Here is a 24,494-nt window from a genome sequence, read left to right on the forward strand (position 1 = left end):
GTCAGGAGGCCTCGCGGTCGGCGGTGTTGGGCCGCGCGATGTCGGCGAGCAGGTCGTCGATGCCCGCCACGAGGAAGTCGAGCGTGCGTTGGTCGGTCAGACGGCCGTCGGCGATTTTCTCGTGCACGGCGCCGACGACGGCTTGTGGGCGCAGGACGGTGCGGGCGCCGATCGAGGCCAGCGTCTCGTTCAGTTGCGCGTGGGCGCGTGCGCCGCCGACTGCGCCGGGCGACGACGTGAGCGTGAAGACGGGCTTGCCCGTGAGCGTCGCCTTGCCGTGCGGTCGCGAGGCCCAGTCGAGCGCGTTCTTCAGGACGCCGGACATGCCGTGGTTGTATTCGGGGGAGGCGATGACAATCCCGTCGGCCGCGCCGATTGCCGCGCGCAGGGCTGCGACGGCGGCGGGGGGCGTGTCGGTGTCTGCGTCTTGGTCGTAGAGCGGGACGTCGTTCAACGCGAAGACCGTGAGCGCTGCCTTGTCGGCGATGGCGTCGCCGAGCGTAGTCAGGATCGCCGTATTGTACGAGCCGCGGCGCAGGCTGCCTGAGATCGCGAGCAGGACGGGAAGGGCCATGGGAATTCCTTTAGCGTATTGAACAATGAATGGATCCTCCCCCGCCAGGGGGGGGGATGGCTGACGCTTGCCAGACGGAAGGGGAGGAAAGGGAGAACTGCTGTTCCGTATCCTCCCCCTCCGTCACCTTCGGCGCCACCTCCCCCTGGCGGGGGAGGATCGTGGAGCGCCGGTGGCCCCCTGACCTCATCAGTTGAAGCGGTAGCCGGAGATTGCGGTTTGCAGCACGCGCTCGTTGTAGACCTGCGTACCCAGATGATCGGAGGCGCCGGCGGCGACCATCAGCGGGAGGAGATGCTCTTCGCGGGGATGCGAGAGGCGGCCGGCGGGGGCTTCGGCCCAGCCGGCTAGCGCCTCTGCTCGGGCGGTCGGTTCGGACTCGACCGCGCCGGTCAGCCATTGGTCGAAGGCTTCGGACGGCGCGGTGAAACGCGGGTCGCCGTAGCCGCGCATGTTGTGGAAGCTCATGCCCGAGCCGACGATCAGGACGCCTTCGTCGCGTAAGGGGGCGAGTGCGCGGCCGGCGGCGGCGTGCAACGTAGGATCGAGATCGCGGTCGACCGACATCTCGACGACCGGAATGTCGGCGTCGGGGAACGCGACCTTCATCGGGATGAACACGCCGTGGTCGAGGCCGCGGGTCGGGTCGACATTGGCGGTCAGGCCGGCTTCGCGGAGCAGGTCGGCGGCGCGGGTGGCCAAGGCGGGATCGCCGGGCGCGTCGTAGCGGATCTCGTAGGTATGCGCGGGGAAGCCGCCGTAATCGTAGATCAGTGGCGGCGTTGCGGCGCCGGTGAAGGCGAAGCCGCGCGTTTCCCAGTGGCCGGATACGACGAGGATCGCCTTGGGGTTTTCGGGCAGCGAGGCGGCGATCGACCGGAGGTACGCGGCCATGCCGGTCCAGTTCCCGGCGGGGTCGTCCATGAAGAAACAGGGCCCGCCGCCGTGCGGGATGAAGAGGGTTGGCTGGCGGGTGTTTGTCATGGTTTCGAGGTAGGCGGCGGTGGCGGCGATCGGAAGGCCGCGAATGGCAACGCTGCGTTGCCGGCAGGCGCGGCGGTCACGTCCAATAGAGGATACTCGCCTGGGGGAGCTTGGCGGTGATCTCGTCCTGGAAGAAGGTGCGTAGCGCGCGCATCGTGTCGGCATCGTAGACATATTTGACCGAGCCGAACTTGGTGCGTTTCTCGGTGCGGTTGGCCATGCTGAGGTCGAGCGACGAGCCGGGGTACCAGGTTTCGAGCACCGCCTTCGATCCGGGGGTGTAGCGGTGGGTGATCAGTTCGATCGTCACGTCGGGCACGTCGGCGAGCACCCGGCCTGCCTCCGCCAGCAATTCGCCATACGCCTCGCGCCAGCCTTCGGCGGCGATGATCGGCGCGACCGTCAGGCCGATCTTGTAGCCTGCGTCCGCCATCCTTCGCAGCGCGACCAGACGGGCAGCAACGGGACTCGTGCCGCCTTCGAAGCGCGCGTAAGCAGCGGGGTTGATCGAGGCGCGCATGCGGGTGCGGCCGTGATGGTCTAGCGTCAGCAGTGGCTCGACCGCGTCGAACTTGGTGGTGAAGCGCAACTGCACGTCCGCCTCCCACGCGCCGAAATGCGCGATCAGCGCGGACAGCGATCCGGTGACGTGCTCGATGCCGAGCGGGTCGGTGTAGCAGGACGCCTCGAACGTCGTGCCTTCGTGCGCGCGGGCGGTCGAGCGCGACGTGACGGTGCCCTGACCGAGATGCGCGGGGAGTTCGGCGAGAATCTCGGGCAGGTTCGCGTAGACGCGCGTTATGGGCGGCCCCTTGAGCGAGCCGGCGAGGTAGCAATAGCCGCAATGCGCGGGGCAACCCTCGGCAAGGTCGATCCGCCAGTCGGCGCTGGGGGCGATCGGCTGGAGCTTCCGTTTCGAGGGTGGTGCGACGACGAGCGCCAGCGTTGCCTTGGCTTCGGCATAGGCGCGGCGGGAGTCGTCGGGGAAGTCGAGCTTGAGGCGGTCGCTCGGCAACGTGATGACCGGGACGCCCAGCGCGGTTGCACGCGCGGCGATCTCGGCACCATGCTCCCAGGTCAGCGCGGACGGGGTCGCTAGCAGTCGCTTTGGCTGCCAGAGTCGTGAGGGTTTTGGCGCTGGCATCGAACGACAACGCGCGCCGTCGCCGAAGCGTTGCGGCTATTTTACCGGGCGTTTCTCGAGCTTTCGCGCGAGCGTGCGGCGGTGCATGCCGAGGCGGCGTGCGGTCTCCGAAATGTTGAAGTCGGTTTCGGCGAGCGTGGTGTGGATACGCTCCCATTCGAGCGTCTTGATCGAGGTCGGGCGCTCGGACAGTTCGGTGTCGACGCTGCCCTCGGTGCGGTCGAACGCGGCTTCGATGTCGTCGGTGTTCGAGGGTTTGACGAGATAATGCGACGCGCCGAGCTTGATCGCCTCGACCGCGGTGGCGATGCTGGCGAAACCGGTGAGGACGACGACGAGTATCTCGGGGTCGTGCGCGTGGAGCGTCTGGACGCAGACCAGGCCGGACGCGCCGCCCAGCTTGAGGTCGACGACCGCGTAGCGGGGCGTGCGCTCGGCGAGTTGCTCGACGAGTTCCTCGTGGCTGGCGGCCTGCATCACTTCGTAGCCGCGGCGTTCGAACGAGCGGCGGAGCGTGCGGGCGAAGGTCTCGTCGTCCTCGACGATCGCGAGCAGCTTGGGTTCGGTCATGGCGTCCGTCACGGTGCTTGTCATGACAGGGCAATCGCGGAGAGGGGCATGGTGATCGTAACTTCGGCGCCGCCGCCTTCGCAGTTCACGACGGACACACCGCCGCCGAGCTTGCGCATGACGTTGACGGCGAGGAACAGGCCGAGGCCGTGGCCGGGTTCGCGCTTGCTCGACTGATAGGGTTTGCCGAAACTGGCGAGCCGTTCGTCGCTGAAGCCCGGGCCGCGGTCGCGGACAATCAGTGCGAGGTAGCCGTCGGTGCGTTCGCCGCGGAACGCGACCCAGTGCGGCGAGGCTTCGGCGGCGTTGTCGAGCACGTTGGCGATCACCTGTTTGAGCGCGGGGTCGGATACGACCTGCGGATCGTCGCCGACTCGGGTGGTATAGTCGAAATCGACCGACGGGTGCACCGCGCGCCATTCGTCGACGATTCCGTCGAGGAGCTGGTGGAGCGGCATGATCTCGGGGGCCTCGCCGCGCGCTTCGCCGGCTGAAAGCAGGATGCCGGTGACGATCGCCTTGCAGCGCTGGACCTCGGATTGCATCTCGACGATCTCGGCCTGGAGGTCGGCGTCCTGCGCGAGCGTCGGCATGCGGCGCCAATCGGCGAGGATCACGGCGATCGATGCGAGCGGCGTGCCGAGTTCGTGTGCTGCGCCGGAAGCCAGGAGTCCCATCCGGACGATGTGGTCCTCCTCCGCGGCCTGCTGGCGAAGGTCGGCGAGGCGCGTGTCGCGGGCGCGCAGATTGCCGGTGATGCGGTTCATGAACAGCATCAGCAGCGTCGCGATCAGCATGAAGCAGAGCAGCGAGCCGATCGTGTAGAGCAGGAAATATTCGCCGCTGAAGTTCGGGGGCAGGATCAGGGGCCGGTAATAGAGCGTCAGCAGCCCGAAACACACGGCGGTGACGGCGACGATCGCCCAGCTCGACCAGCGATCGAGCAGCACTGCGCCGAGCACGACGTGGAGGAGGTAGAGCGAGATGAACGGGTTGGTCGCGCCGCCGGCGAGATAGAGCTGCGTGGTGAGTAGGCCAACGTCGAACAGCAGCGCGAGGAGGAGCTGGATGTTCGCACCCTTGCGCCAGCCGTAGAGCGGCATGCTGGCGAGGTTGAGGCCGACCGCGGCGGCGAGTGCGGCCAGCATCGGCACCATCGGCAGGTCGAACCCTAGCCCGATGCGCGCAAACAAAATCGTGACGAACTGCCCGGCGACTGCGATCCAGCGCAACGTCACGAGCTGACGCATGTTGGCGTTGCCCGTCGCGTCGGTGCGCGCGGTGGCGAGGGCTAGCCAGCGCTGCCAGCCCTGGCGTGCGCCCGCCGAGGTCATGCGTCACCGCGCCGCTTGCGTGCATCCTGGCGGACGAACACGACGAACGCGACTATCGTCATGGCGGCCAGCGCGAACCAGGTGAGCATGTAGACGAGGTGGTTGTTCGGGAAGGCGATGATCGTGAGGCCGCCGACCGGCGCGCCCGTGCCGGCCTTGTCCGCATCGACGAAATAGGGCGCGACGTTGGTCAGGCCATGCGCGGCGGCGATCGCGGCGACATCGCGGGAATACCATTTGCCGGTCGCGGGGTCGTTGTGGCGGAGAAAGCCGCCGCCGGGCTCGGTGATGCGGAGATAGCCGGTGATCGTGGTGGGGCCGCTAGGTTTGCCATGCGCCGCGCGCTGTTCGGGCGAGACGTAGCCGCGATTGACCAGAACGGTGAAGCCTTGGGCCGTCCGCAACGGCGTCACGACCCAATAGCCGCTGCCGAGTGCGGTGGCGGCGCGGACCAGAGTCTCGCGCGAATTATCGAGGGTGCCGTCGAGGCGGATGCGGCGATAGGCGTCGGTGGTGGCGGTGATCGCGTTCCAGGAGGCTGGTCCGGGCGGGGCGACCGGCGCCGCGTTCGAGCGCGCCGCGACCTGTGCGATCAGGTTGAGCTTCCACGTGCGGCGCTCGACCTGCCAGATGCCGAGCGCCATGAACCCGGCGAACAGCAGCAGCGCGACCAGGCCTGCGACATAGACGGCAGGGCCCGGTCGCGTCTTCATCACATGTCTGCCGCGGCCTGCATCGGCATCATGTTCGTGTTCATGTGGTACATCACCCAGATCGATCCGCTGAGCGTGATGACGACGAGGATGATCGTGAAGATCAGCGCCATCATCGTCCAGCCGCCCTCCGACTTGCCGCTCATGTGCAGGAAGTAGATCATGTGGACGACGATCTGCGCGACCGCGAACACCATCACGACGAGCGCCGCGGTCGACGGATCCTTGAACGCGCCGGTCATGACGGCCCAGAACGGGATCGCGGTCAGGATGACCGAGAGGAAGAACCCCTTGAGGTAGCTGCCACGCGTGCCGTGTGCGGCACCGTTGTCAGGGTCGTGATCGGCGTGCGGATTGTTCGCCGGGGCTTGGGGGTCGCTCATCGCAGGGTGCCCATCAGATAGACGAAGGTGAAGACGCCGATCCATATGACGTCGAGGAAATGCCAGAACATGCTGAGGCACATCAGGCGGCGCTTGTTGGCGGCGATCAGGCCATGCTTCTGGACCTGTACCATCAGCGTGACGAGCCAGATCAGGCCCATCGTGACGTGAAGGCCGTGCGTGCCGACGAGCGTGAAGAACGACGAAAGGAACGCGCTGCGGGTCGGGCCAGCCCCCTCATGGATGAGGTTGGCGAACTCGTACATTTCGATCGACAGGAACGCCAAGCCGAACAGGCCGGTGAAGACCAGCCACATCTGCATGACGCGCTGGCGACCTTCCTCCATCGACAGCATCGCGAAGCCGTAGGTGATCGACGAGAACAGCAGCATCGCGGTGTTCACCGCCACCAGCGGCAGCTCGAAGATCTCCTTCGGGCTGGGGCCGCCGGCATAGCTGTTGCCGAGCACGGCGTACGCCGCGAACAGCACCGCGAAGATGAGACAATCGCTCATCAGGTACATCCAGAAGCCCAGCATCGTGCTGGCGCCGTCGGGATGCTCATGCTCCTCGATGTCGTAGAACGAGACCTTCTCAGTCTCGTTCAGGCCATCCTTCATGGGTATTGCGGACATCGCGTCAGGCTCCCTGGGTCGCGAGCTGGCGGGTGCGCGCGTTCTCGGTGGCGATCACATCCTCGACCGGGATGTGGAAGTCGCGCTTGTAGTTGAACGTGTGGAAGATGGTGGTGCCGAAGATGCCGGCGAGTGCCAGCCCTGCGAGCCACCAGACGTACCAGATCATCGCGAACCCGAATGCCACGCTGAGGCCGGCGAGCACGACGCCCGTTCCGGTGCCGCTCGGCATGTGGATCGACTTGAAGCCGGTCACGGGCCGCTCATGCTTGCGATCCTTCATGTCGTACCAGGCGTCCAGGTCGTGGACGATCGGCGTGAACGCGAAGTTGTACTCCGGCGGCGGCGACGAGGTCGCCCACTCCAGCGTACGACCGTTCCACGGATCGCCGCTGTGATCAGCCAGCGCCTCGCGGTTGCGGATGCTGACGAAGATCTGGAGCAGGAAGGCACCGATGCCGGCTGCGATCAGGGCTGCACCGAAGGCGGCGATGACGAACCAGATCTGCAGGTTCGGATCGTCGAAATAGCGCATCCGGCGGGTCACGCCCATCAGGCCGAGCACGTAGAGCGGCATGAACGCGAAGTAGAAGCCGACCACCCAGCACCAGAACGATACCGTGCCCCACTTCTTGTCCAGCTTGAAGCCGAACGCCTTCGGGAACCAGTAGTTGATGCCGGCGAACATGCCGAACAGCGTGCCGCCGATGATCACGTTATGGAAATGCGCGACCAGGAACAGCGAGTTGTGCAGCACGAAGTCGGCAGGCGGCACCGCGAGCAGCACGCCGGTCATGCCGCCGATCGTGAAGGTCACCATGAAGGCGATCGTCCACATCATCGGCAGTTCGAACCGGATCCGGCCCTTGTACATCGTGAACAGCCAGTTGAAGATCTTGGCCCCGGTCGGGATCGAGATGATCATCGTGGTGATCCCGAAGAACGAGTTCACGCTCGCGCCCGACCCCATCGTGAAGAAGTGGTGCAGCCAGACGAGATAGGCGAGGATCGTGATGACGAGCGTCGCATAGACCATCGAGCTGTAGCCGAAGAGGCGCTTGCCCGAGAAGGTCGAGGTGACCTCCGAGAAGATGCCGAACGCCGGCAGGACCAGGATGTAGACCTCGGGGTGACCCCAGATCCAGATCAGGTTGACGTACATCATCGGGTTGCCGCCCGAGTCGTTCGTGAAGAACGCGGTGCCGATGTAGCGATCGAGCGACAGCATCGCGAGAACCGCGGTCAGCACCGGGAAGGCGGCGACGATCAGGATGTTGGTGCAGAGCGACGTCCAGACGAAGATCGGCATCTTCATCATGGTCATGCCGGGTGCGCGCATCTTGACGATGGTCGCGACCAGATTGACGCCGGACAGCAGTGTCCCGATGCCGGCGATCTGCAAGGCCCAGATATAGTAATCGACACCGACGTCCGGCGAATATGCCAACCCTGAGAGGGGCGGCATCGCGAGCCAGCCGGTCCGTGCGAACTCACCGATAAACAGCGACATCATGACAATCACGGCACCAGCCGCGGTCATCCAGAAGCTGAAATTGTTGAGGAACGGGAACGACACATCGCGCGCACCGATCTGGAGCGGAACGACATAGTTCATCAGGCCCGTGACCAGCGGCATCGCCACGAAGAAGATCATGATCACGCCGTGTGCCGTGAAGACCTGGTCATAGTGATGCGCGGTCAGGTATCCTTCGGAGCCGTTGAACGCCATCGCCTGCTGCGCGCGCATCATGATCGCGTCGGAGAACCCGCGCAGCAGCATGACGATCGCCAGGATGATGTACATGATGCCGATCTTCTTGTGATCGACGCTGGTGAACCACTGGTTCCACAGATAGCCCCAGACCTTAAAATAGGTCAGCGCGGCGACGAGCCCGAGGCCGCCGATCGCCACCATCGCGAAGGTGGCGACGACGATCGGTTCGTGCAGCGGCAGCGACTCCAGGGTCAGGCGGCCGAAGATAGTCTTCAACAGAGTGTCGTTCATGATGGTTTCTCTAGCCGTTCGCGACGGGGCGCGTGCCCGGCATGGTGGAGGGGGGCAGCCCGTTCATGGGCGTCAACATCGTGTGATTGCGGTTGGACTGCGAGCCGGGCGCGCTGTTGGCGCCGTCCTGTTTTATGTCGGCCGGCGCGGTCCAGTGGTTGCCGCTTCCCTTTTCGTTCGCGTCCTTCATCAAGGCGCCTTCGGGATGCCCTGAGTCCTGTGGACCCTTGCCCCCGTTGACGCCCGGCATCGCCATGCCGGCGTGCGAGTCCCCCCCGCCTTTGCCGCCGTGCATCATCTGCGACATGCAGACCTTGCCGGGCTGGACGCACTGCTCGACGACCAGCTTGAACATGTTCGCCTCGACCGCATTGTAATAGCGGACCGGGACCTTCTCGCTCGGCTTCTCCAGCTGGAGATAGCTGGCGCGATTGAGGCCACCGCCACGCTGCTTGACCTGGTTGATCCAGGCATCGAAGCCCGCGTCGCTGACGCCGTGGAAGCGGAAGCGCATCCCCGAGAAGCCCGCGCCGCTATAGTTGGACGAGAAGCCCTCATAGTTGCCGGGCTTGTTGATCACCGCGTTCAGCGTCGTCTGCATGCCCGGCATCGTGTAGATCATGCCGGCGAGCGCAGGGATGTAGAACGCGTTCATCACCGACGACGAGGTCATCGAGAAGCGGATCGGACGATCGACCGGCGCGGCCAGCTCGTTGACCGTGGCGATGCCGTATTCCGGATAGATGAAGAGCCACTTCCAATCGAGCGCGACGACCTGAACTTCCAGCGGCTTGCCGGCGCCGTTAGGACCGTTGCCCGCCTGCTGCTTGTCGACCAGGTTGCCGACCGGCACGTTGTTCGCGAGCGTCGGCGAATCAGGCTTGATCCGGCCGAGCGGACGATACGGATCAAGCAGATGCGTACTGGTCCAGGTCAGCGCGCCAAGCGCGATAATGATCAGCAGCGGGATGCCCCAGATCAACAGCTCGAGCCCGACCGAGTGATCCCAGTTGGGTTCGTACTTGGCCGCCTTGTTCGACTGGCGATACCGGAACGCGAAGAACAGCGTGAGGCAGATCACCGGAACGATGATCAGCAGCATCAGCCCGGTCGAGATCAGCACGAGATCGCGCTGTTGCACTGCGATATCGCCCGAGGGGGACATCACCACCCAGTCGCAGCCGCTGGTGAGCAGCGCAAGCGGCAGCACGGCCAGCCATTTTTTCGCGCGGGAAACGGTTTTCTCTACGATCATGCGGATCCCCTACGCCTCGCTTTCGCCGCGCTACAGTGGACAATTTGTCCAATGGGCGCTGCACTGCAACATCGGCATGGCCTTATCGTCACCGGAAGTAGCATAGATCACCCCCGCCTGCAGTGGGCGCGGACGATCGGCGCGGAATATATCTGCCCGCATCCGCCGGAACAGCGTATCATCGGGTTCGCGCCCTGAAGAGCGAGTTGAAGAATGAGTGCAAATACAGTCCCCGAGACGAGCTTCGAAGCCGACGCTCGCAGTATCCACAGCGACGGCGAGCACGTCACGCCCGGCGTGATCGCGATCGGCGTGGTGATCGGCCGCACCTCGGAATTCTTCGACTTTTTCGTGTACGCGATCGCCTCGGTGCTGGTGTTCCCGACGCTGGTGTTCCCGTACGTCGACCGTTTGCAGGGCACGCTGTATTCGTTCGCGGTGTTCGCGCTGGCGTTCATTGCCCGCCCGATCGGCTCGGTGATCTTCATCGCGGTCGATCGCGCTTATGGTCGCAGCGTCAAGCTGACGATCTCGATCTTCCTGCTCGGTACGTCGACCGTCGCGATGGGGTTCATCCCGAGCTATGATTCGGTCGGCAACTGGTCGGTCGCGATCCTCGCATTGCTTCGTATCGGCCAGGGTGTCGCGCTCGGCGGTGCATGGGACGGTCTCGCCTCGCTGCTGTCGCTGAATTCGCCGGAAAAGCATCGCGGCTGGTACGCGATGCTGCCACAGCTGGGAGCGCCGATCGGCTTGCTCGTCGCGAGCGGTCTGTTCGCGTTCTTCGTCGCGGCGCTGCCGACCGAGGACTTCTTCGCGTGGGGCTGGCGCTATCCGTTCTTCGTGGCGTTCGCGATCAACGTGGTGGCGCTGTTCGCGCGGCTTCGCCTGGTGGTGACGCCCGAGTTCGAGGAAATGTACTCGAAGCGCGAGCTGGAGCCTGCGCCGGTCGTCGAGACCGTGCAGTCGCAGTGGAAGACGATCTGGCTCGGCTCGTTCGTCCCGCTCGCGAGCTTCGCGTTGTTCCACATGGTCACGGTGTTCCCGCTGTCGTGGGTCGTGCTGTTCACGCGTGAATCGGCAGGTCGCTTCCTCGTGGTCGAGGTGATCGGCGCGATCATCGGGATCGGCGCGATGCTGGTATCGGGGCTGCTCGCGGATCGGTTCGGGCGCCGCACGATGCTGGGCACGATCGCGGTACTGATCGCGCTGTTCGCGATCGCCGCGCCGTCGCTGCTCGATGGCGGCGATATCGGCGAGCGCCTGTTCATGGGCATCGGCTTCCTGCTGTTCGGCCTGTCGTTCGGCCAGTCCTCGGGCGCGATTGCGTCGAGCCTGTCGCCGCAGCATCGCTATACGGGTTCGGCGCTGACGACCGATCTGGCGTGGCTGTTCGGTGCGGGGTTCGCGCCGCTGGCGGCACTGCTGCTGACGAGCAAGCTGGGACTGGCGGCGAGTGGCGCGTATCTGTTCTCGGGCGCGGTGTTCACGCTGATCGCACTGGGTCTGAACAAGCAGCTGGCCAAGCGCGACATCGCGCGGTGATTGGCCGGGGCTGACGGACTTACCGAACAGCCCCTCACGAACGATCGCACCTCACGAAACCACGGGACACCCACCAGCACCACCCCGGCGAAGGCCGGGGCCCAGTTGGCAAGGTCGTCGTAACGACGCGCTGTCCTTAGTTAGCACCGTTCCCCAACTGGGCCCCGGCCTTCGCCGGGGTGGCGGCGATTAGGAAGGCGCGGGCGCCCGACCATAACCGTTCCCCCGCGAAGGCGGGGGTCCAGAGGCCACCAGCGCCTCTGCCTGTAACCCTGGTAACCCTGGACTCCCGCCTTCGCGGGAGAACAGTGGTTAGCGGGTCATCACTCAAACCCGCCGGCGGTCCAACCCCCAGGACACGGCCCAGATCGCAAACCCGCCAAGCGCCAGCGCGGTCCCGACCCAGCCGGTCGACGGCAACCCATATCCGCCCGCAATCGCCAGCCCGCCAAGCCAGGGCCCAAGCGCATTGGCCGTGTTGAACGCAGAATGGTTGAGCGCCGCCGCCAAGGTCTGCGCCTCCTCCGCGACGTCCATCAGTCGCGTCTGGAGGATCGTCGACAACCCGCCGCCACACCCGATCAACACCACGACCGGCAGCATCGCCCAAAGATGGGGCGTCGCCGGCGCGTAGAGCGCGAGCGCCCCTGCCCCGAACAGCAGCGTGATCCCTGCCGCCGGCATCAACGCCACGTCCGCCGCCTTCGCGCAGACCAAAGTCCCGATCGTCATGCCGACGCCGAACAGCGCAAACGCTACGGGCGTGAATGCGGACGATACGCCCGTCACTTCGGTCAACGTCGAGGCGAGATAGGTGTAGACGCAGAAGATTCCGCCGAACCCGACCGCACCGATCGCCAGCGTCAGCCAAACCTGCCCGTTACGCAGTGCCGCGAGTTCCCCGAGCGGGCTCGCATCCTTCGCAGGCCGCAGGACCGGCGCGAACCGGAAGAGCATGGCCACAGTCGCGGCCGCGATGATCGCGACGATCCCGAAGCCCCAGCGCCAACCGAACCACTGGCCGATACCATTCGCCAGCGGGACGCCAGCGATCGTCGCGATCGTCAGCCCGAGCATCATCCGCGAAACCGCGCGCGACCGCTTCTCGCGCGGCACCATCGACGCCGCGACCAGCGATCCAACGCCGAAATACGCGCCATGCGGCAGGCCACTCAAGAACCGGGCGAGCAGCATCAGGTGATAGGTCGGCGCGAGCGCGGACAGGCCGTTGGCGATTCCGAGAAACGTCATCAACCCGATCAGCAGCACTCGCCGCTCGATCTTCGCCGCCAGCACTGCGATCGTCGGCGCGCCCACGACCACGCCCAGGGCATAGGCGCTGATGACATGCCCCGCGGTCGGCTCGTCGATCCCGAGCCCGCGCGCGAACTGCGGCAACAGGCTCATTGCCGCGAACTCGGTGGTGCCGATCGCAAACCCGCCGACGGCGAGCGCGAGCAGCGCCATGCGCGTATCGACAGGTTTCATAGAGGTATCGCTTTCTCAGGGTCGCTGCGGCGGCACAATGCTGCATCGCAACATAGGCCCTTTATCACCCCGGACGGCGCATCTTGAACAAGGAATCCTCCGTGATCGCAAAGTAATCCGCAGGGCCGCCGCCGCGCAGGATCGGGTTCGCGCGGGCGGTCTGGTAGACGCCGTCCTCCAGCATCCCCGAGTCGATATGGATCGCGATCGCCTCGCCGAGCACCAGCCACTGGTCGAGCTCGCGGCCTTCCTTGGTCTCAAGCCGGATCAGCTGCGTGAGCCTGCACTCGAACTGCGCGCGCGATGTGGCGACCCGCGCCGGCTTGACCTTCGTCGAAGCGGCCATCTCCAGTCCGGCGAGGGCGAACTCGTCGACATCGGCGGCGACGTTCGCAGCCGTCGTGTTCATCGCCTCGCCCAGGTCGCGGGAAACGAGGTTCCAGACGAACTCGCCGGTCGCCTCGATATTGGCGACGCTGTCCTTCCAGCCCATCGACGAGAAGCCGATGATCGGCGGGGTGTAGTTGAACAGGTTGAAGAACGAATAGGGCGCGAGGTTTGGCACGCCGTCGGTCGACACCGTGCTGACCCAGCCGATCGGCCGCGGCGCGACGATCGCGTTGAGGGGATCGTGCGGCAGGCGGTGGCCGTTTATGGGCTCGTAAGAATGCCATTCGGTCATACATGTATTCCTGCTAGGTCACGGTCTGACTGCCTATAGCGAAGGTCGAGCATGAACGATCCCACTGCCCCGATTGTCATCAAGCGCCACCGGCTGGCGACGCGCGTCTGGCACTGGGTGACGGTGGTGACGATGTTCATCATGATCGGCAGCGGCATCGGCATCCTGAAAGCGCATCCGCGGCTGTACTGGGGACGGTACGGCGCGAATTTCGATACCGCGTGGACGACGCTCGACCAGTGGCCGAGCTGGCTGGTGTCGCTGCTCAACCTGCTGACGATCCCGACGAGCTATAACCTGGCGCTGTCGCGGCGCTGGCATCTGCTGTTTGCGCTGGTGCTCGCCTTCGCGCTGCTCGGGTTCATGATCGTCAGCCTGATCAACAAGCATTTCCAGCGCGATCTGCGCGTGCGGGCCGCCGAGCTTTCGCCGCGCGAGGTGGTGCACGACGTGAAGGAGCATCTTGCCTTCCGCTTCCACGATCCCAGGAAGCCGGGCGCGTACAATATCCTCCAGAAGCTGTCGTATGTCGTGACGATCTTCGTGCTGATCCCGGTGATGATCCTGACCGGTCTGACGATGTCGCCGGGGATGGACGCGGCCTGGCCGTGGCTGCTCGAGGTGTTCGGCGGGCGGCAGTCGGCGCGGTCGATCCACTTCATCGCCGCCACCGGGCTGGTGCTGTTCATCATCGCGCATCTGGCGCTGGTGATCCTCGCGGGGACGTGGAACGAAGTGCGGTCGATGATTACCGGGCGTTGGAAAGTGCCCGCCCACCCGTCGGAGGACGTCGCATGAGTTCGCTGATTACCCGCCGCTCGCTCGTCATGGGCGCGACCATCGGTGCAGGCGCGCTGCTGGCCGGGTGCGACAGGATCGCCGCGAACCCAGAGGCGCGGAAGATCCTGTTTATGGGCGAGGACATGCACCGCGGGCTGCAACGTGCGCTGACCAACCGCAACGCGCTGGCACCCGAGTTCAGCGCTGCGCAGATGTCGCCGATCTTCCGGTCGAACGGCACGAGCAATCCGGGGACCGCGGACTATACCGCGATGGTCGTCAACAATTTCGCGGATTACCGGCTGAAGGTCGGTGGGCTGGTCGATAACCCGTTGTCGGTCTCGCTGCCGCAGCTCCGCCAGATGCCGTCGCGGGCGCAGATCACGCGGCACGACTGTGTCGAGGGGTGGAGCGCGATCGGCAAATGGCAGGGGCCGAAGCTCGGCGCGCTGCTGACCGCCGCGAAGATCCGCGACACCGCGCGCTATATCGTGTTCACCTGCGCCGATCTGTATGGCGGCGCGAACTATTACGAGTCGGTCGATCTGGTCGACGCGTTCCACCCGCAGACGATCCTGGCCTGGGCGCTCAACGATCAGGTGCTCGACGTCGCGCACGGTGCGCCCGTCCGGCTCCGCGTCGAGCGGCAGCTCGGCTACAAGCACGCCAAATACGTCATGGCGATCGACGCGGTCGACAGCCTTGCGGGGATCGGCAAGGGCAAGGGCGGCTATTGGGAAGATAACGTGGATTATGACTGGTACGCGGGGATCTGAGCCGCACGGAGGGGTGGCGCAATTCCGTACCAGTCATTAGCTAACCCCGCATGGCCCTATTCGATCGTTTCCTGGCGCGGCAGGTTAAAACCGGCGAACTCACACTCATCCATGCGGACGGCACGACCAAGCATTTCGGCAAGCCCGACCCCGCCTATAACCCGGTCAGGATACGGCTGACGCAGCCCGGCGTCGCGGGGGCGATCATCCGCCACCCCGCGCTCGGTGCGGCAGAGGCATTCATGGATGGGCGCCTGGTGATCGAGCGCGGCGACATTCGCGACTTGGTCAACCTGCTCAAGGGCAACAGCCCGTGGGAGCGGGGCGGTGGTCTCAATCCGTCGCTGCCGATCAAGCTGCTCGACAAGGTGGTGCACCGCGTCGACCGCGTGAACATGGCGCGCCGGTCGAAGAAGAACGTCGCGCATCACTATGATCTGTCGGATCGGCTGTACGACCTGTTCCTCGATGCGGACCGGCAATATTCGTGCGCGTACTTCACTGACGCTGGCAACAGCCTGGAGCAGGCGCAGAACGACAAGAAGGCGCATATTGCCGCCAAGCTTGCGATCCAGCCGGGGATGCGCGTGCTCGACATCGGCTGCGGCTGGGGCGGCATGGCGCTGTACCTGCACGCGAAGACAGGTGCCGAAGTGCTCGGCGTGACGCTGAGCGAGGAGCAGTTGAAGGTCGCCCGCCGTCGCGCCGAGGAAGCGGGCGTCGCCGACAAGGTGACGTTCGAACTGATCGACTATCGCGCGCTGACGGGGAGTTTCGACCGGATCGTCTCGGTCGGGATGTTCGAGCATGTCGGCCCCGCGCACTACAAGGCGTTCTTCCGCAAGTGCCGCGACCTGCTGACCGACGACGGCGTGATGCTGCTTCACACGATCGGCCGGATGGGCGGGCCGGGCGTCACCGACACCTTCACGACCAAGTACATTTTCCCGGGCGGGTACAACCCAGCGCTGTCGGAGATCGTGAAGGGGTATGAGGGGCTGCGGATGTTCCCGACCGATATCGAGGTGTTGCGCGTGCATTACGCGCTGACGATCGACCTCTGGTATGATCGGACGGTGGCCGCGAAGGACGCGATCGTCGCGTTGTACGACGAGCGGTTCTACCGGATGTGGACGTTCTATCTGGCGGGCGCCGCGGCGGCGTTCCGGACCGGGGGAATGGTCAACTACCAGATCCAGCTGTCTAAGAGCAGGATGACCTTGCCGCTGACGCGCGATTACATGATCGAGGGCGAGCGGGCTTTACGGGAGGGGTAACCTACTCCGTCACCCCGGACTTGTTCCGGGGTCCACGGTTCCGCGTCATCTATGCTTGCTGAGGCTGCGGAACGGTGGATGCCGGAACAAGCCCGGCATGACGAGAAACTCTGGGTTCCACCAACCACTTGTCCCCCGCGCAGGCGGGGGCCCAGGACCAAGCAGGGATACGGTACTTAGCTGGGCTCCCGCGTCCGCGGGAGAACAAAGTGTTAGGCAAGCGGACTCAGCGCGGGCCCTGGACGTCGGCCTTCGCCGCGGCGCGCTCGTCGCCGCCGATCTTGCCGTCCTTGTTCGCGTCGTATTTCGCGAAGGTCGCCGCGAGCAACGCCTGCGCTTCGGCCTGCGTGACCTTGCCGTCCTTGTTCTTGTCCGCGCTGGTGAACCAGAGATCAGCGAGGCGCTTGGCGTGCACCGGATCCGGGCGGCCCGGCCCAACCTTCATGTTGCCGATCCGTGCCTGCACTTCCGCGCGGGTGAGAACGCCGTCCTTGTTGGTATCCGAAGCGGCGAACTCGGTCTTGAACTTGGCCGAGGCGGACGCGCGCGTTTCCTGCGCGAGCGCCGGGCCTGCAAGGCCGGCGAGGACGAGAAGGGTGAGGCTTTGGCGTAGCACGATGCGGTAACTCCAGAGGATTTGCGGCGCGAATAGACCGGTTCGGTTGTACGCGCCATTAACGCGTGCGGTTGCATGCACAGGTTGCAAGAGGGGCCCCCAGCGCATAGGGGCGCGGGCATTGGATATTGCCCAAAGGATCCTGCCCGTGACCGATCAGATCAACCGCGTCGTGCTCGCCTATTCCGGTGGCCTGGACACGAGCGTGATCCTGAAATGGCTCCAGCAGACGTATAACTGCGAAGTCGTGACCTTCACTGCCGATCTCGGCCAGGGCGAGGAGCTCGAGCCGGCGCGCGCGAAGGCCGAGATGATGGGCGTCAAGCCCGAGCACATCTTCGTCGACGACCTGCGCGAGGAGTTCGTGCGCGACTACGTGTTCCCGATGATGCGGTCGAACGCGTTGTACGAGGGGCTGTACCTGCTCGGCACGTCGATCGCGCGGCCGCTGATCGCCAAGCGCCAGATCGAGATCGCCAAGATGGTCGGTGCCGATGCGGTCAGCCACGGTGCGACCGGCAAGGGCAACGACCAGGTCCGCTTCGAGCTCGGCTATTACGCGCTGTCGCCCGACATCAAGGTCATCGCGCCGTGGCGTGAGTGGGACCTCACCAGCCGCACGCGCCTGATCGAGTTCGCCGAACAGCACCAGATCCCGGTCAGCAAGGACAAGCGCGGCCAGGCGCCGTTCTCGACCGACGCGAACATGCTGCACACGTCGAGCGAAGGCCTCGTGCTCGAGAACCCGTGGGACGAGGTTCCCGACTACGTCTACTCGCGCACCGTGAACCCCGAGGACGCGCCCGACGTGCCCGAGTACATCACGATCGATTTCGAGCGCGGCGACGGCGTCGCGATCAACGGCGAGGGCATGAGCCCGGCCACCCTGCTGTCGACGCTCAACGAATACGGCCGCCGCCACGGCATCGGCCGGCTCGACCTCGTCGAGAACCGCTTCGTCGGCATGAAGAGCCGCGGCATGTACGAGACGCCGGGTGGCACGATCTATCACCTCGCGCATCGCGGTATCGAGCAGCTGACGCTCGATCGCGGCGCCGCGCACCTGAAGGACGAGCTGGCACCACGTTATGCCGAGCTGATCTACAACGGCTTCTGGTTCAGCCCCGAGCGCGAGATGCTGCAGGCGGCGATCGATCACAGCCAGGAGAAGGTCTCGGGCACCGTTCGCCTGAAGCTCTACAAGGGCGGCGTGTACGTGGTCGGCCGGAAATCGCCGAACTCGCTGTATTCGGAGAAGGTCGTGACGTTCGAGGACGATCAGGGCGCCTACGACCAGCGCGACGCGGCCGGGTTCATCAAGCTGAACGCACTGCGCTTGCGCCTGCTCGGACGGCGTGATCAGTAGGGGCGACCAGTAACCCGTTCCCCGTCGGACCTCAGTCTAATGTCGAAGTTTGCGGGGAAGATCGTCAACTCGTCGTGCGCGCACTTGTCTAGTGCGCCCACCCGCCCCTAGGGTTCGACGATATGATTACTCAGGGGGAAAAGCTGCATTGGTGGCAGACGCGCGCATTCGTTGCCGCGGTTGCGATCGCATCGATCATACCGTTGCTGTGGCCGGAAATACCGCCGCTGGTCGACCTGCCCGGGCATATGGGCCGGTACCGCGTCCAGCTGGCGATCGCCGACAATCCCTGGTTGAATCAGTGGTATAACTTCCGCTGGCAGATGATCGGCAACCTCGGCATCGACCTGCTGATCGTGCCGCTCGCGCCGATCTTCGGGTTGCAGCTGGCGGTCAAGCTAATCGTCATGGCGATCCCGGCGCTGACCGTGACGGGCCTGCTCTGGATCGCGCGCGAGGTGCATGGGCGAATCCCCGCGACCGCGCTGTTCGCGCTCCCGCTCGCCTACAGCTATCCGTTCCAGTTCGGATTCGTGAATTTCGCGCTCGGCATGGCGCTCGCGCTCAACCTATTCGCACTGTGGCTGCGGATGGGGCGGCTCGACCGGCGGCAGCTGCGGACCATCATCTTCGTGCCCGTCTCGTGCCTGTTGTGGCTGTGCCATACGTTCGGCTGGGGTGTGCTGGGCGTGCTCGCCTTCTCCGCCGAGCTGATCCGCCAGCACGATATCCGCCGCGACAGCGATCCCAAGAGCTGGGCGCATGGCTGGTTCAAGGCGTGCATCCAGGCGGGGCTGAACTGCCTGCCGCTGGCGTTGCCGATGGTGATGATGATCGTCTGGCGCTCGGGTGATCATGTCGGCGGCAAGACGCAGGACTGGTTCAATTGGCGCTGGAAGATGAACTGGATCACGATGGTCCTGCGCGATCGGTGGATGACGTTCGACATCGCGTCGGTCACCGTGCTGTTCGTGATCCTGTTCCGCGGCGTGCGCGACCAGACGATTGAGTATTCGCGCAACCTGAGCCTGTCAGCGCTGTTCCTCGCGATCGTCTACGTACTGTTGCCGCGGATCGTCTTCGGGTCGGCCTATGCGGACATGCGGCTAGCGCCGTTCATGCTCGGGATCGCGGTGATCGCGCTGCGGCCGCGACACGGGCTGTCGCTACGCGGCGCCGCCGTGCTCGCGGTGCTGGGGTTTGCATTCTTCGGCGTGCGGCTGGCGGGGACGACGGTCAGCTACCTTATGTACGATCGCAGCTACGACCAGGCGATCGCGGCGATCGATACGGTGCCCGAGCGGTCGCGCGTCGTGTCGTTCGTCGGGCGGCGCTGTCGGGACGACTGGGCCTATTCGCGGCTCGAGCATGTCCCCGCGCTGCTGCTGGAGCGGCGGCTGGCGTTCACCAACGACCAATGGTCGATGGCCGGCGCGCAGTTGATGACGACGCACTATCCGGCGGCGAAAGGCTTTGCGCACGATCCGTCGGAGATCGTCAGCGACATCAAGTGCCGGGGCCAGTTCTGGCGGCCGATCGGAGTGGCGCTGCAGAAATTCCCGCGCGATGCGTTCGATTACGTGTGGCTGATCCACCCGCCGAAGTTCGATTCCAGGCTGGTCCGCGACCTGACGCTGATCCGGCGTGACGGCACCAGCCTGTTGTACCGCGTCAACCGGGCTGCTGCTGCTCGCCCCGCCGGAACGGAGTGAGCTCGCCGAGATACTCCTGCTGCTCGGCGACGGCTTCGCGCTCGCGGACGAGATAGTCGGCGATCGCGCGGCGGAAGTTCGGGTCGGGGATGTAGTGCGCGGAATAGGTCGCGACCGGGGCATAGCCGCGCGCGAGCTTGTGTTCGCCCTGTGCGCCGGCCTCGACCGTCTTCAAGCCCCGCGCGATGGCGGCGTCGATCGCCTGGTAATAGCAGAGTTCGAAATGGAGGAACGGCACCTCCTCCGTCGCGCCCCAGTATCGGCCGTAGAGCGTGTCGTCGCCGATCAGGTTGAGCGCGCCCGCGATCGGTACGCCGTCGCGCTCGGCGAGGATGAGCAGCACGCGGTCGCCCATCGTCACGCCGATCCGGTCGAAGAAGCCGCGCGTGAGGTACGGCTGGCCCCATTTGCGGCTGCCGGTGTCCTGGTAGAACACCCAGAACGCGTCCCAATGATCGGGCGTGATTTCGGCGCCGATAAGGTGGCGGATCGTCAGCCCTTCGACGGCGGCGGCACGTTCCTTGCGGATCGCCTTGCGCTTGCGACTGGCGAGCACGGCGAGGAAGTCGTCGAAGCTGGCGTACCCGTCGTTCTTCCAGTGGAACTGCGTGCCTTGGCGGATCAGCCAGCCGGCGGCCTCAAAGAGCGCCACTTCGTCGGGGTCGATGAAGGTGGCGTGGGCGGACGATAGCCCGCTCTGGTCGGTCACGGCCTCCAGCGCGGCAATCAGCGCGGGGGCTTGGTCGCGGTCGCGGAGGAGCAGGCGGGGGCCCGGCACCGGGCTGAACGGCGCGGCGATCTGGAGCTTGGGGTAATATTGCCCCCCTGCCCGCTCCCAGGCGTCGGCCCAGCCCTGGTCGAACACGTATTCGCCCTGGCTGTGGCTCTTGGCGTAGGCGGGTGCGATTCCCGCTGGCTTGCCGTCGGGGCCGTCGACCACCACCGGCAATGCCTGCCAGCCGGAGCGGCCGCCGACGCTTTTCGAGGCTTCGAGCGCGGAGAGGAAAGCGTGGCCGACGAACGGGTTGGCGGTGCCGGAGCACGCCTCCCAATCCTCGGCCGCGATCGAGGTAACGCCTTGGGCGATGCGGGCTGTGACGGCGTTCATCGGCAATATTTGGGGTAGCCGCGTGCCGATAGCAAAGGCCGCATCAGCTAATCTTGGGAAAAGACAGCCGCCCATCCTCGAGGCTGTTCTCCCGCGAAGGCGGGAGCCCAGGACTACATGGACTGCGCTCTATAACCCTGGGCTCCCGCTTTCGCGGGAGAACAAGTCCGTCAGGCGGAAACCTGAACGATCGCGTCGATCTCGACGGCAGCGCCGAGCGGGAGGACGGGAACGCCGACCGCCGCACGCGCGTGCTTGCCGGCATCGCCGAACAGCGCAACCATCAAGTCCGATGCGCCGTTAGCGACCTTCGCCTGATCGGTGACATCGCCGGTCGAGTTGACGAATACGCCGAGCTTCACGATCCGCTCGACGCGACCGAGCGTGCCAAGTGCGGCCTTCATCTGCGCGACGAGCATGAGCGCGCAGAGCTTGGCGGCCTCCTGCGCGTCTTCGAGCGAGACGCCGTCTCCGACGCGGCCGGTGACCAGGGCGCCGTCCTTGAACGGCAGTTGGCCCGAGATGTGGAGCATGCCGTTCGCCAGCACGGTCGGGACGTAGGACGCCACGGGTGCGGCAGCCTGCGGGAGGGTGAGGCCCAGCTCTTCGAGCTTGCGGTCGATACGATCGGTCATGGGTGAGGTATCACCACAGCGGTGGGGGATGGGTCAAGTGGGGGGAGAATCCCGGCCCTTCTGCTCCCCTCGCTGGAAGGGAGGGGACGGGGGTGGGTCGGCTTCCGCATTGCGAGGAACGGTTGCGACCAAAGCTGGCCTACCCACCCCCAGCCCCTCCCTTCCAGGGAAAGGGGGACCGTTGTGTTCGCGGTGACGTGGGCGGCTCAGGCGTCGGCCGGCAAACCCGCTTCGAACCGCGCGGCGATCCAGTCGGCCGCCTCGCGCCAATTGTCGATCCGCGCGTGAGCCTCGGGCGCCTTCGGCACGTTCACCGCCAGCGTAGGCTCGGACACCATGTGCAACCGGTGTACCCCCGGTGCGTGCTTGGCGACCGACTCGTGATGCACCGCGAGGTCATCCACGAACACCGTCACCGGCGCACCATATTCCTCGACCAGTCGCGACACCGGCGTACCCTTGCCGCCCTGATTGCACTCGACCCGGTGTTCGATGCCGAACTTCGCCAGTTGCTCGATCCGCGGCTGGCGGCATTCGTCCTGGAGGTTCGTGAGGATGACGATGTCCGCCACCTGTGCGAGCCGCTCCAGCGCCTCGACCGCGTGCGGGACCAGCGTCTGGCGGTGCATTTCGCCGGGGAAGAATTCGCCCAGCATCGCCCACATGTCCTCGCGCGACGGCGGCGGGCCGCCATCGCGACGCGTCATCGCGGTCGAGAAATCACCGTGCTGGATCGCAAAGTCGATGTCGTGGCGCTTGTCGAGCCAGACGCCGAAATGCTTGACCATGTGCAGCAGCACTTCGTCGCAATCGCTGATTAGCAGCGGCCTCATGCTTCAAATTCTCCCTGGTCCAGCTTGGCGTGTGCGCGGACGAGTGCCTCTGGCTTCACACCCAGCGACTCGGCGCAGGCAATCAGGTCCGGCTCGTGGTTTTCGAGGAAGCCGAGCGCCGCGGACAGCACCGTCGGGTCGCTCGCCCGAGCGCGGAGGTCATGCGGCTCAAGGCCGGTCACCGACAGCAATCGCATAGCGCGATCGGGCTCGACCAGCGTCCATACCAGCGCGCGCAGGGCGAGCGCTTCGGCGTCTTCGTTTGAATCACGGTCGCGCATTGCCTATCGTGCCCTCTTTCCGGATAAGGTGCGGCGGTGACAAAGAAGGTGCTCGTTGTCGAGGACAACGAACTCAACCTCAAATTATTCTGCGACCTGCTGCGCGCGCATCAGTTCGCCGTAGAGCCCGTGCGCGACGGCCGCGAAGCCGTTGCGAAAGCGCGGGAATTCGTGCCCGACCTGATCATCATGGACATCCAGATGCCGCACGTCACCGGCTACGAGATCGTCCTCGAACTGAAGGCGGACGAGGACTTGCGCGCGATCCCGGTGATGGCGGTGACCGCGTATGCCGGACGCGAGGACGAGGAGCGGATCCGGGCGGCCGGGGCGGACTCGTACGTGTCCAAGCCGATCAGCTTGGCGCGGTTCATGGATGCGGTGGGGGCGCTGATCTAATCCTCCCCGGTACGAGGAGAAACGCCAAAAGCCGCGGATATCGCTATCCGCGGCTTTTCGGATCTTTGCAATCGGACGGCGGTTCGCACCACCGGCCGGATTACTTGATCTTGGCTTCCTTGAACTCGACATGCTTGCGCACGACGGGATCGTACTTCGAGAAGGAGAGCTTCTCCGTCTTGGTACGGGGATTCTTCTTTGTGACGTAGAAGAAGCCGGTGTCAGCGGTGCTGAGCAGCTTGATCTTTACGGTGGTCGGCTTGGCCATGAGCCCAATTCCTATGGCTTGAAAATGCGAAAGCGGCGAACTGACGCCGCCGCTCCATCAGGGGCGGCGCATGGCGGACGCAGGGAGCGAAGTCAAGCTTTACCCCGTCGCTGCGTGCCGAGACCGTTCATTTAACCCGCTATTCACTACCGCAAGCGCATCATATCATCAGATAAAGACAGGAGCGGGATCGTGGGGCAGGCGCTGGTTCGAATCGACGACATGATCGCGGTGAAAGCCGATCTCGCGGCGCGAATCGCGGCGATTGACGTCCGAGCACCCTATTCCCGCCCCTGCGACATCGCCACCGAGATCGATGCGATCCGCGTGATCGCGCATACCAACGGCCTCAATCCCGCGGTCACGGTCGCGCACTTCGTCGATTCGGCGCTGTCACGCGGCGAGCATGGCGCGCTGGTGCATGGTTGGCTGTCGATCCTGCGCGATGCGGTCGGGTGCGAGCGGCAGGACGTCCAGGCGTGCCACGCGTTCGCCGCGGCGTGTTCGGTGCGCCTTGCGGGATAATTCATGGACGCCTTGATGGCGGCGCTCGTCGCGGCCGCACTCGCGCAGGTCGGCGATCGGACCGCGTGGCTCGCGGCGATCCTGTCGGACCGGTACCGAAGGCCGGGATTGGTGATCGCGATGTCGGCGCTCGCGTTGGCGGCGGCGAGCGGCTTGGCGGCGATGCTTGGAGCCGTGATCGGGCCGAAGCTTGCCCCCAATGCGCAGCAACTGATGCTCGCACTCGCGTTGGTGTTGCAGGGCGGCGGGTCTTTCTTCCCGGCCAAGGCACCCGAGCGGCTGGATCGCTGGAAGATCGGCGCGCTCGCCACTACTACGCTCGGTCTTTTCATCCTGGCATTCGGCGACGGCGTTCAGTTCATCGTCCTGACGCTTGCTGCACGGACGCCCGTCCCTGCGCTCGCCGCGATCGGCGCGACGATCGGCTCGCTGGTAGTGATCGTCCCCGCTGCACTGATGGGCGAGGCCGAGTGGCTTAGACTGCCGCTCAAGCCGTTGCGCATCGCCATCGGCATCGTGTTCCTGATCTTCGGTATCGTCCTGGCGCTCGGCGCACTACGTTTGGTCTGACGGCCGGGAGCAAGTTTGCGTTCGGATCGTTCACGC

Annotated in this window: 27 protein-coding genes; 9 read left to right on the forward strand and 18 right to left on the reverse strand. The window is 65.3% G+C overall.

The genetic code is table 11. The annotated features are described in order from the left end of the window. Position 1: 1 nt before the first annotated feature. From AC1MH0_RS09480 to AC1MH0_RS09525, 10 genes are all read right to left on the reverse strand, one after another. The gene (locus AC1MH0_RS09480) at positions 2 to 574 is read right to left on the reverse strand and encodes an NADPH-dependent FMN reductase (protein WP_480962580.1); all 573 of its coding nucleotides are present in this window, start codon (positions 572 to 574) and stop codon (positions 2 to 4) included. Positions 575 to 763: 189 nt separating this feature from the next. Continuing rightward, entirely contained in the window at positions 764 to 1,558 is a 795-nt protein-coding gene (locus tag AC1MH0_RS09485; protein WP_480962581.1) for a DODA-type extradiol aromatic ring-opening family dioxygenase, read from the reverse strand. A gap of 76 nt (positions 1,559 to 1,634) precedes the next feature. Beyond that, complete coding sequence (locus AC1MH0_RS09490) at positions 1,635 to 2,702, reverse strand: spore photoproduct lyase family protein (protein WP_480962582.1); 1,068 nt, start codon at positions 2,700 to 2,702, stop codon at positions 1,635 to 1,637. A 36-nt stretch (positions 2,703 to 2,738) separates the two neighbouring features. Next, a complete protein-coding gene (locus AC1MH0_RS09495; protein WP_056490014.1) occupies positions 2,739 to 3,272 on the reverse strand; it encodes a response regulator transcription factor in 534 nt (177 codons plus the stop codon). 20 nt (positions 3,273 to 3,292) lie between these two features. Beyond that, positions 3,293 to 4,606 carry an ATP-binding protein gene (locus AC1MH0_RS09500; RefSeq protein ID WP_480962583.1) on the reverse strand — a complete coding sequence of 438 codons (1,314 nt, stop codon included), beginning with the start codon at positions 4,604 to 4,606 and terminating at the stop codon, positions 3,293 to 3,295. Next, the gene (locus AC1MH0_RS09505) at positions 4,603 to 5,319 is read right to left on the reverse strand and encodes an SURF1 family protein (protein ID WP_480962584.1); all 717 of its coding nucleotides are present in this window, start codon (positions 5,317 to 5,319) and stop codon (positions 4,603 to 4,605) included. Before AC1MH0_RS09505 ends, AC1MH0_RS09500 begins: the two co-directional genes overlap by 4 nt. Continuing rightward, positions 5,319 to 5,702 carry a cytochrome o ubiquinol oxidase subunit IV gene (cyoD, locus tag AC1MH0_RS09510; protein ID WP_480962585.1) on the reverse strand — a complete coding sequence of 128 codons (384 nt, stop codon included), beginning with the start codon at positions 5,700 to 5,702 and terminating at the stop codon, positions 5,319 to 5,321. The genes AC1MH0_RS09505 and cyoD overlap by 1 nt, the downstream gene beginning before the upstream one ends. Next, the gene (gene cyoC, locus AC1MH0_RS09515; RefSeq protein ID WP_093400566.1) at positions 5,699 to 6,322 is read right to left on the reverse strand and encodes a cytochrome o ubiquinol oxidase subunit III; all 624 of its coding nucleotides are present in this window, start codon (positions 6,320 to 6,322) and stop codon (positions 5,699 to 5,701) included. The genes cyoD and cyoC overlap by 4 nt, the downstream gene beginning before the upstream one ends. Before the next feature lie 19 nt (positions 6,323 to 6,341). Further along, positions 6,342 to 8,342 carry a cytochrome o ubiquinol oxidase subunit I gene (cyoB, locus tag AC1MH0_RS09520; RefSeq protein ID WP_056490025.1) on the reverse strand — a complete coding sequence of 667 codons (2,001 nt, stop codon included), beginning with the start codon at positions 8,340 to 8,342 and terminating at the stop codon, positions 6,342 to 6,344. A gap of 10 nt (positions 8,343 to 8,352) precedes the next feature. Then, entirely contained in the window at positions 8,353 to 9,597 is a 1,245-nt protein-coding gene (locus AC1MH0_RS09525; RefSeq protein ID WP_480962586.1) for a COX aromatic rich motif-containing protein, read from the reverse strand. A gap of 213 nt (positions 9,598 to 9,810) precedes the next feature. Here AC1MH0_RS09525 and AC1MH0_RS09530 point away from each other — a divergent pair, with 213 nt between their 5' ends. Continuing rightward, entirely contained in the window at positions 9,811 to 11,142 is a 1,332-nt protein-coding gene (locus AC1MH0_RS09530; protein WP_480962587.1) for an MFS transporter, read from the forward strand. Between the two features lie 327 nt (positions 11,143 to 11,469). Here the strand turns inward: AC1MH0_RS09530 and AC1MH0_RS09535 are convergent, their stop codons facing one another. After that, the gene (locus tag AC1MH0_RS09535) at positions 11,470 to 12,630 is read right to left on the reverse strand and encodes an MFS transporter (protein WP_192146883.1); all 1,161 of its coding nucleotides are present in this window, start codon (positions 12,628 to 12,630) and stop codon (positions 11,470 to 11,472) included. Positions 12,631 to 12,694: 64 nt separating this feature from the next. Continuing rightward, positions 12,695 to 13,312, reverse strand: a complete 618-nt coding sequence (locus tag AC1MH0_RS09540) for a flavin reductase family protein (RefSeq protein WP_480962588.1) — start codon at positions 13,310 to 13,312, stop codon at positions 12,695 to 12,697. A gap of 51 nt (positions 13,313 to 13,363) precedes the next feature. Between AC1MH0_RS09540 and AC1MH0_RS09545 the strand changes: the two genes are divergently transcribed. Genes AC1MH0_RS09545 through AC1MH0_RS09555 form a run of 3 tightly spaced genes read left to right on the forward strand, consistent with a single transcriptional unit; the run spans position 13,364 to position 16,145 of the window. Continuing rightward, positions 13,364 to 14,110: a cytochrome b/b6 domain-containing protein gene (locus tag AC1MH0_RS09545; RefSeq protein ID WP_480962589.1), complete on the forward strand. Its 747-nt coding sequence runs from the start codon at positions 13,364 to 13,366 to the stop codon at positions 14,108 to 14,110. Then, positions 14,107 to 14,868, forward strand: coding sequence for a molybdopterin-dependent oxidoreductase (locus tag AC1MH0_RS09550; protein WP_480962590.1), 762 nt, complete (start codon positions 14,107 to 14,109; stop codon positions 14,866 to 14,868). Before AC1MH0_RS09545 ends, AC1MH0_RS09550 begins: the two co-directional genes overlap by 4 nt. 50 nt (positions 14,869 to 14,918) lie before the next feature. Continuing rightward, positions 14,919 to 16,145 (forward strand): class I SAM-dependent methyltransferase, encoded by a 1,227-nt coding sequence (locus AC1MH0_RS09555; protein ID WP_480962591.1) that lies wholly within the window; start codon positions 14,919 to 14,921, stop codon positions 16,143 to 16,145. Between the two features lie 226 nt (positions 16,146 to 16,371). Here AC1MH0_RS09555 and AC1MH0_RS09560 read toward each other — a convergent pair whose 3' ends face one another. Further along, positions 16,372 to 16,842, reverse strand: coding sequence for an EF-hand domain-containing protein (locus AC1MH0_RS09560; RefSeq protein WP_480962592.1), 471 nt, complete (start codon positions 16,840 to 16,842; stop codon positions 16,372 to 16,374). Positions 16,843 to 16,909: 67 nt separating this feature from the next. Here AC1MH0_RS09560 and AC1MH0_RS09565 point away from each other — a divergent pair, with 67 nt between their 5' ends. Then, on the forward strand, positions 16,910 to 18,127 hold the full coding sequence (locus tag AC1MH0_RS09565) for an argininosuccinate synthase (protein WP_426279899.1): 1,218 nt from the start codon (positions 16,910 to 16,912) through the stop codon (positions 18,125 to 18,127). A gap of 122 nt (positions 18,128 to 18,249) precedes the next feature. Further along, a complete protein-coding gene (locus AC1MH0_RS09570) occupies positions 18,250 to 19,839 on the forward strand; it encodes a hypothetical protein (protein ID WP_480962593.1) in 1,590 nt (529 codons plus the stop codon). Here the strand turns inward: AC1MH0_RS09570 and AC1MH0_RS09575 are convergent. The 4 genes from AC1MH0_RS09575 to AC1MH0_RS09590 form a co-directional block, all read right to left on the reverse strand. After that, positions 19,799 to 20,947, reverse strand: coding sequence for a GNAT family N-acetyltransferase (locus AC1MH0_RS09575; RefSeq protein WP_480962594.1), 1,149 nt, complete (start codon positions 20,945 to 20,947; stop codon positions 19,799 to 19,801). The two genes, AC1MH0_RS09570 and AC1MH0_RS09575, sit on opposite strands and share 41 nt — an antisense overlap. A gap of 170 nt (positions 20,948 to 21,117) precedes the next feature. Further along, positions 21,118 to 21,582, reverse strand: a complete 465-nt coding sequence (locus AC1MH0_RS09580) for a RidA family protein (RefSeq protein ID WP_480962595.1) — start codon at positions 21,580 to 21,582, stop codon at positions 21,118 to 21,120. Between the two features lie 206 nt (positions 21,583 to 21,788). Then, the gene (locus tag AC1MH0_RS09585; protein ID WP_480962596.1) at positions 21,789 to 22,415 is read right to left on the reverse strand and encodes an HAD family hydrolase; all 627 of its coding nucleotides are present in this window, start codon (positions 22,413 to 22,415) and stop codon (positions 21,789 to 21,791) included. Then, the gene (locus AC1MH0_RS09590) at positions 22,412 to 22,696 is read right to left on the reverse strand and encodes a DUF3572 domain-containing protein (protein ID WP_056054478.1); all 285 of its coding nucleotides are present in this window, start codon (positions 22,694 to 22,696) and stop codon (positions 22,412 to 22,414) included. The genes AC1MH0_RS09585 and AC1MH0_RS09590 overlap by 4 nt, the downstream gene beginning before the upstream one ends. A 36-nt stretch (positions 22,697 to 22,732) precedes the next feature. Between AC1MH0_RS09590 and AC1MH0_RS09595 the strand changes: the two genes are divergently transcribed. Then, complete coding sequence (locus tag AC1MH0_RS09595; protein WP_480962597.1) at positions 22,733 to 23,095, forward strand: response regulator; 363 nt, start codon at positions 22,733 to 22,735, stop codon at positions 23,093 to 23,095. Positions 23,096 to 23,195: 100 nt separating this feature from the next. On the opposite strand, the gene rpmG is transcribed toward AC1MH0_RS09595, so the two are convergent. After that, positions 23,196 to 23,363 (reverse strand): 50S ribosomal protein L33, encoded by a 168-nt coding sequence (gene rpmG, locus AC1MH0_RS09600; RefSeq protein ID WP_055881863.1) that lies wholly within the window; start codon positions 23,361 to 23,363, stop codon positions 23,196 to 23,198. Positions 23,364 to 23,555: 192 nt separating this feature from the next. On the opposite strand from rpmG, the gene AC1MH0_RS09605 reads away from it, so the two are divergent. Together AC1MH0_RS09605 and AC1MH0_RS09610 are read left to right on the forward strand one after the other, a co-directional pair. Beyond that, on the forward strand, positions 23,556 to 23,888 hold the full coding sequence (locus tag AC1MH0_RS09605; protein WP_235524686.1) for a hypothetical protein: 333 nt from the start codon (positions 23,556 to 23,558) through the stop codon (positions 23,886 to 23,888). Between the two features lie 3 nt (positions 23,889 to 23,891). After that, positions 23,892 to 24,458, forward strand: coding sequence for a TMEM165/GDT1 family protein (locus tag AC1MH0_RS09610; protein ID WP_480962598.1), 567 nt, complete (start codon positions 23,892 to 23,894; stop codon positions 24,456 to 24,458). Positions 24,459 to 24,494 lie beyond the last annotated feature (36 nt).

It is taken from the genome of Sphingomonas sp. AP28 (assembly GCF_056680455.1).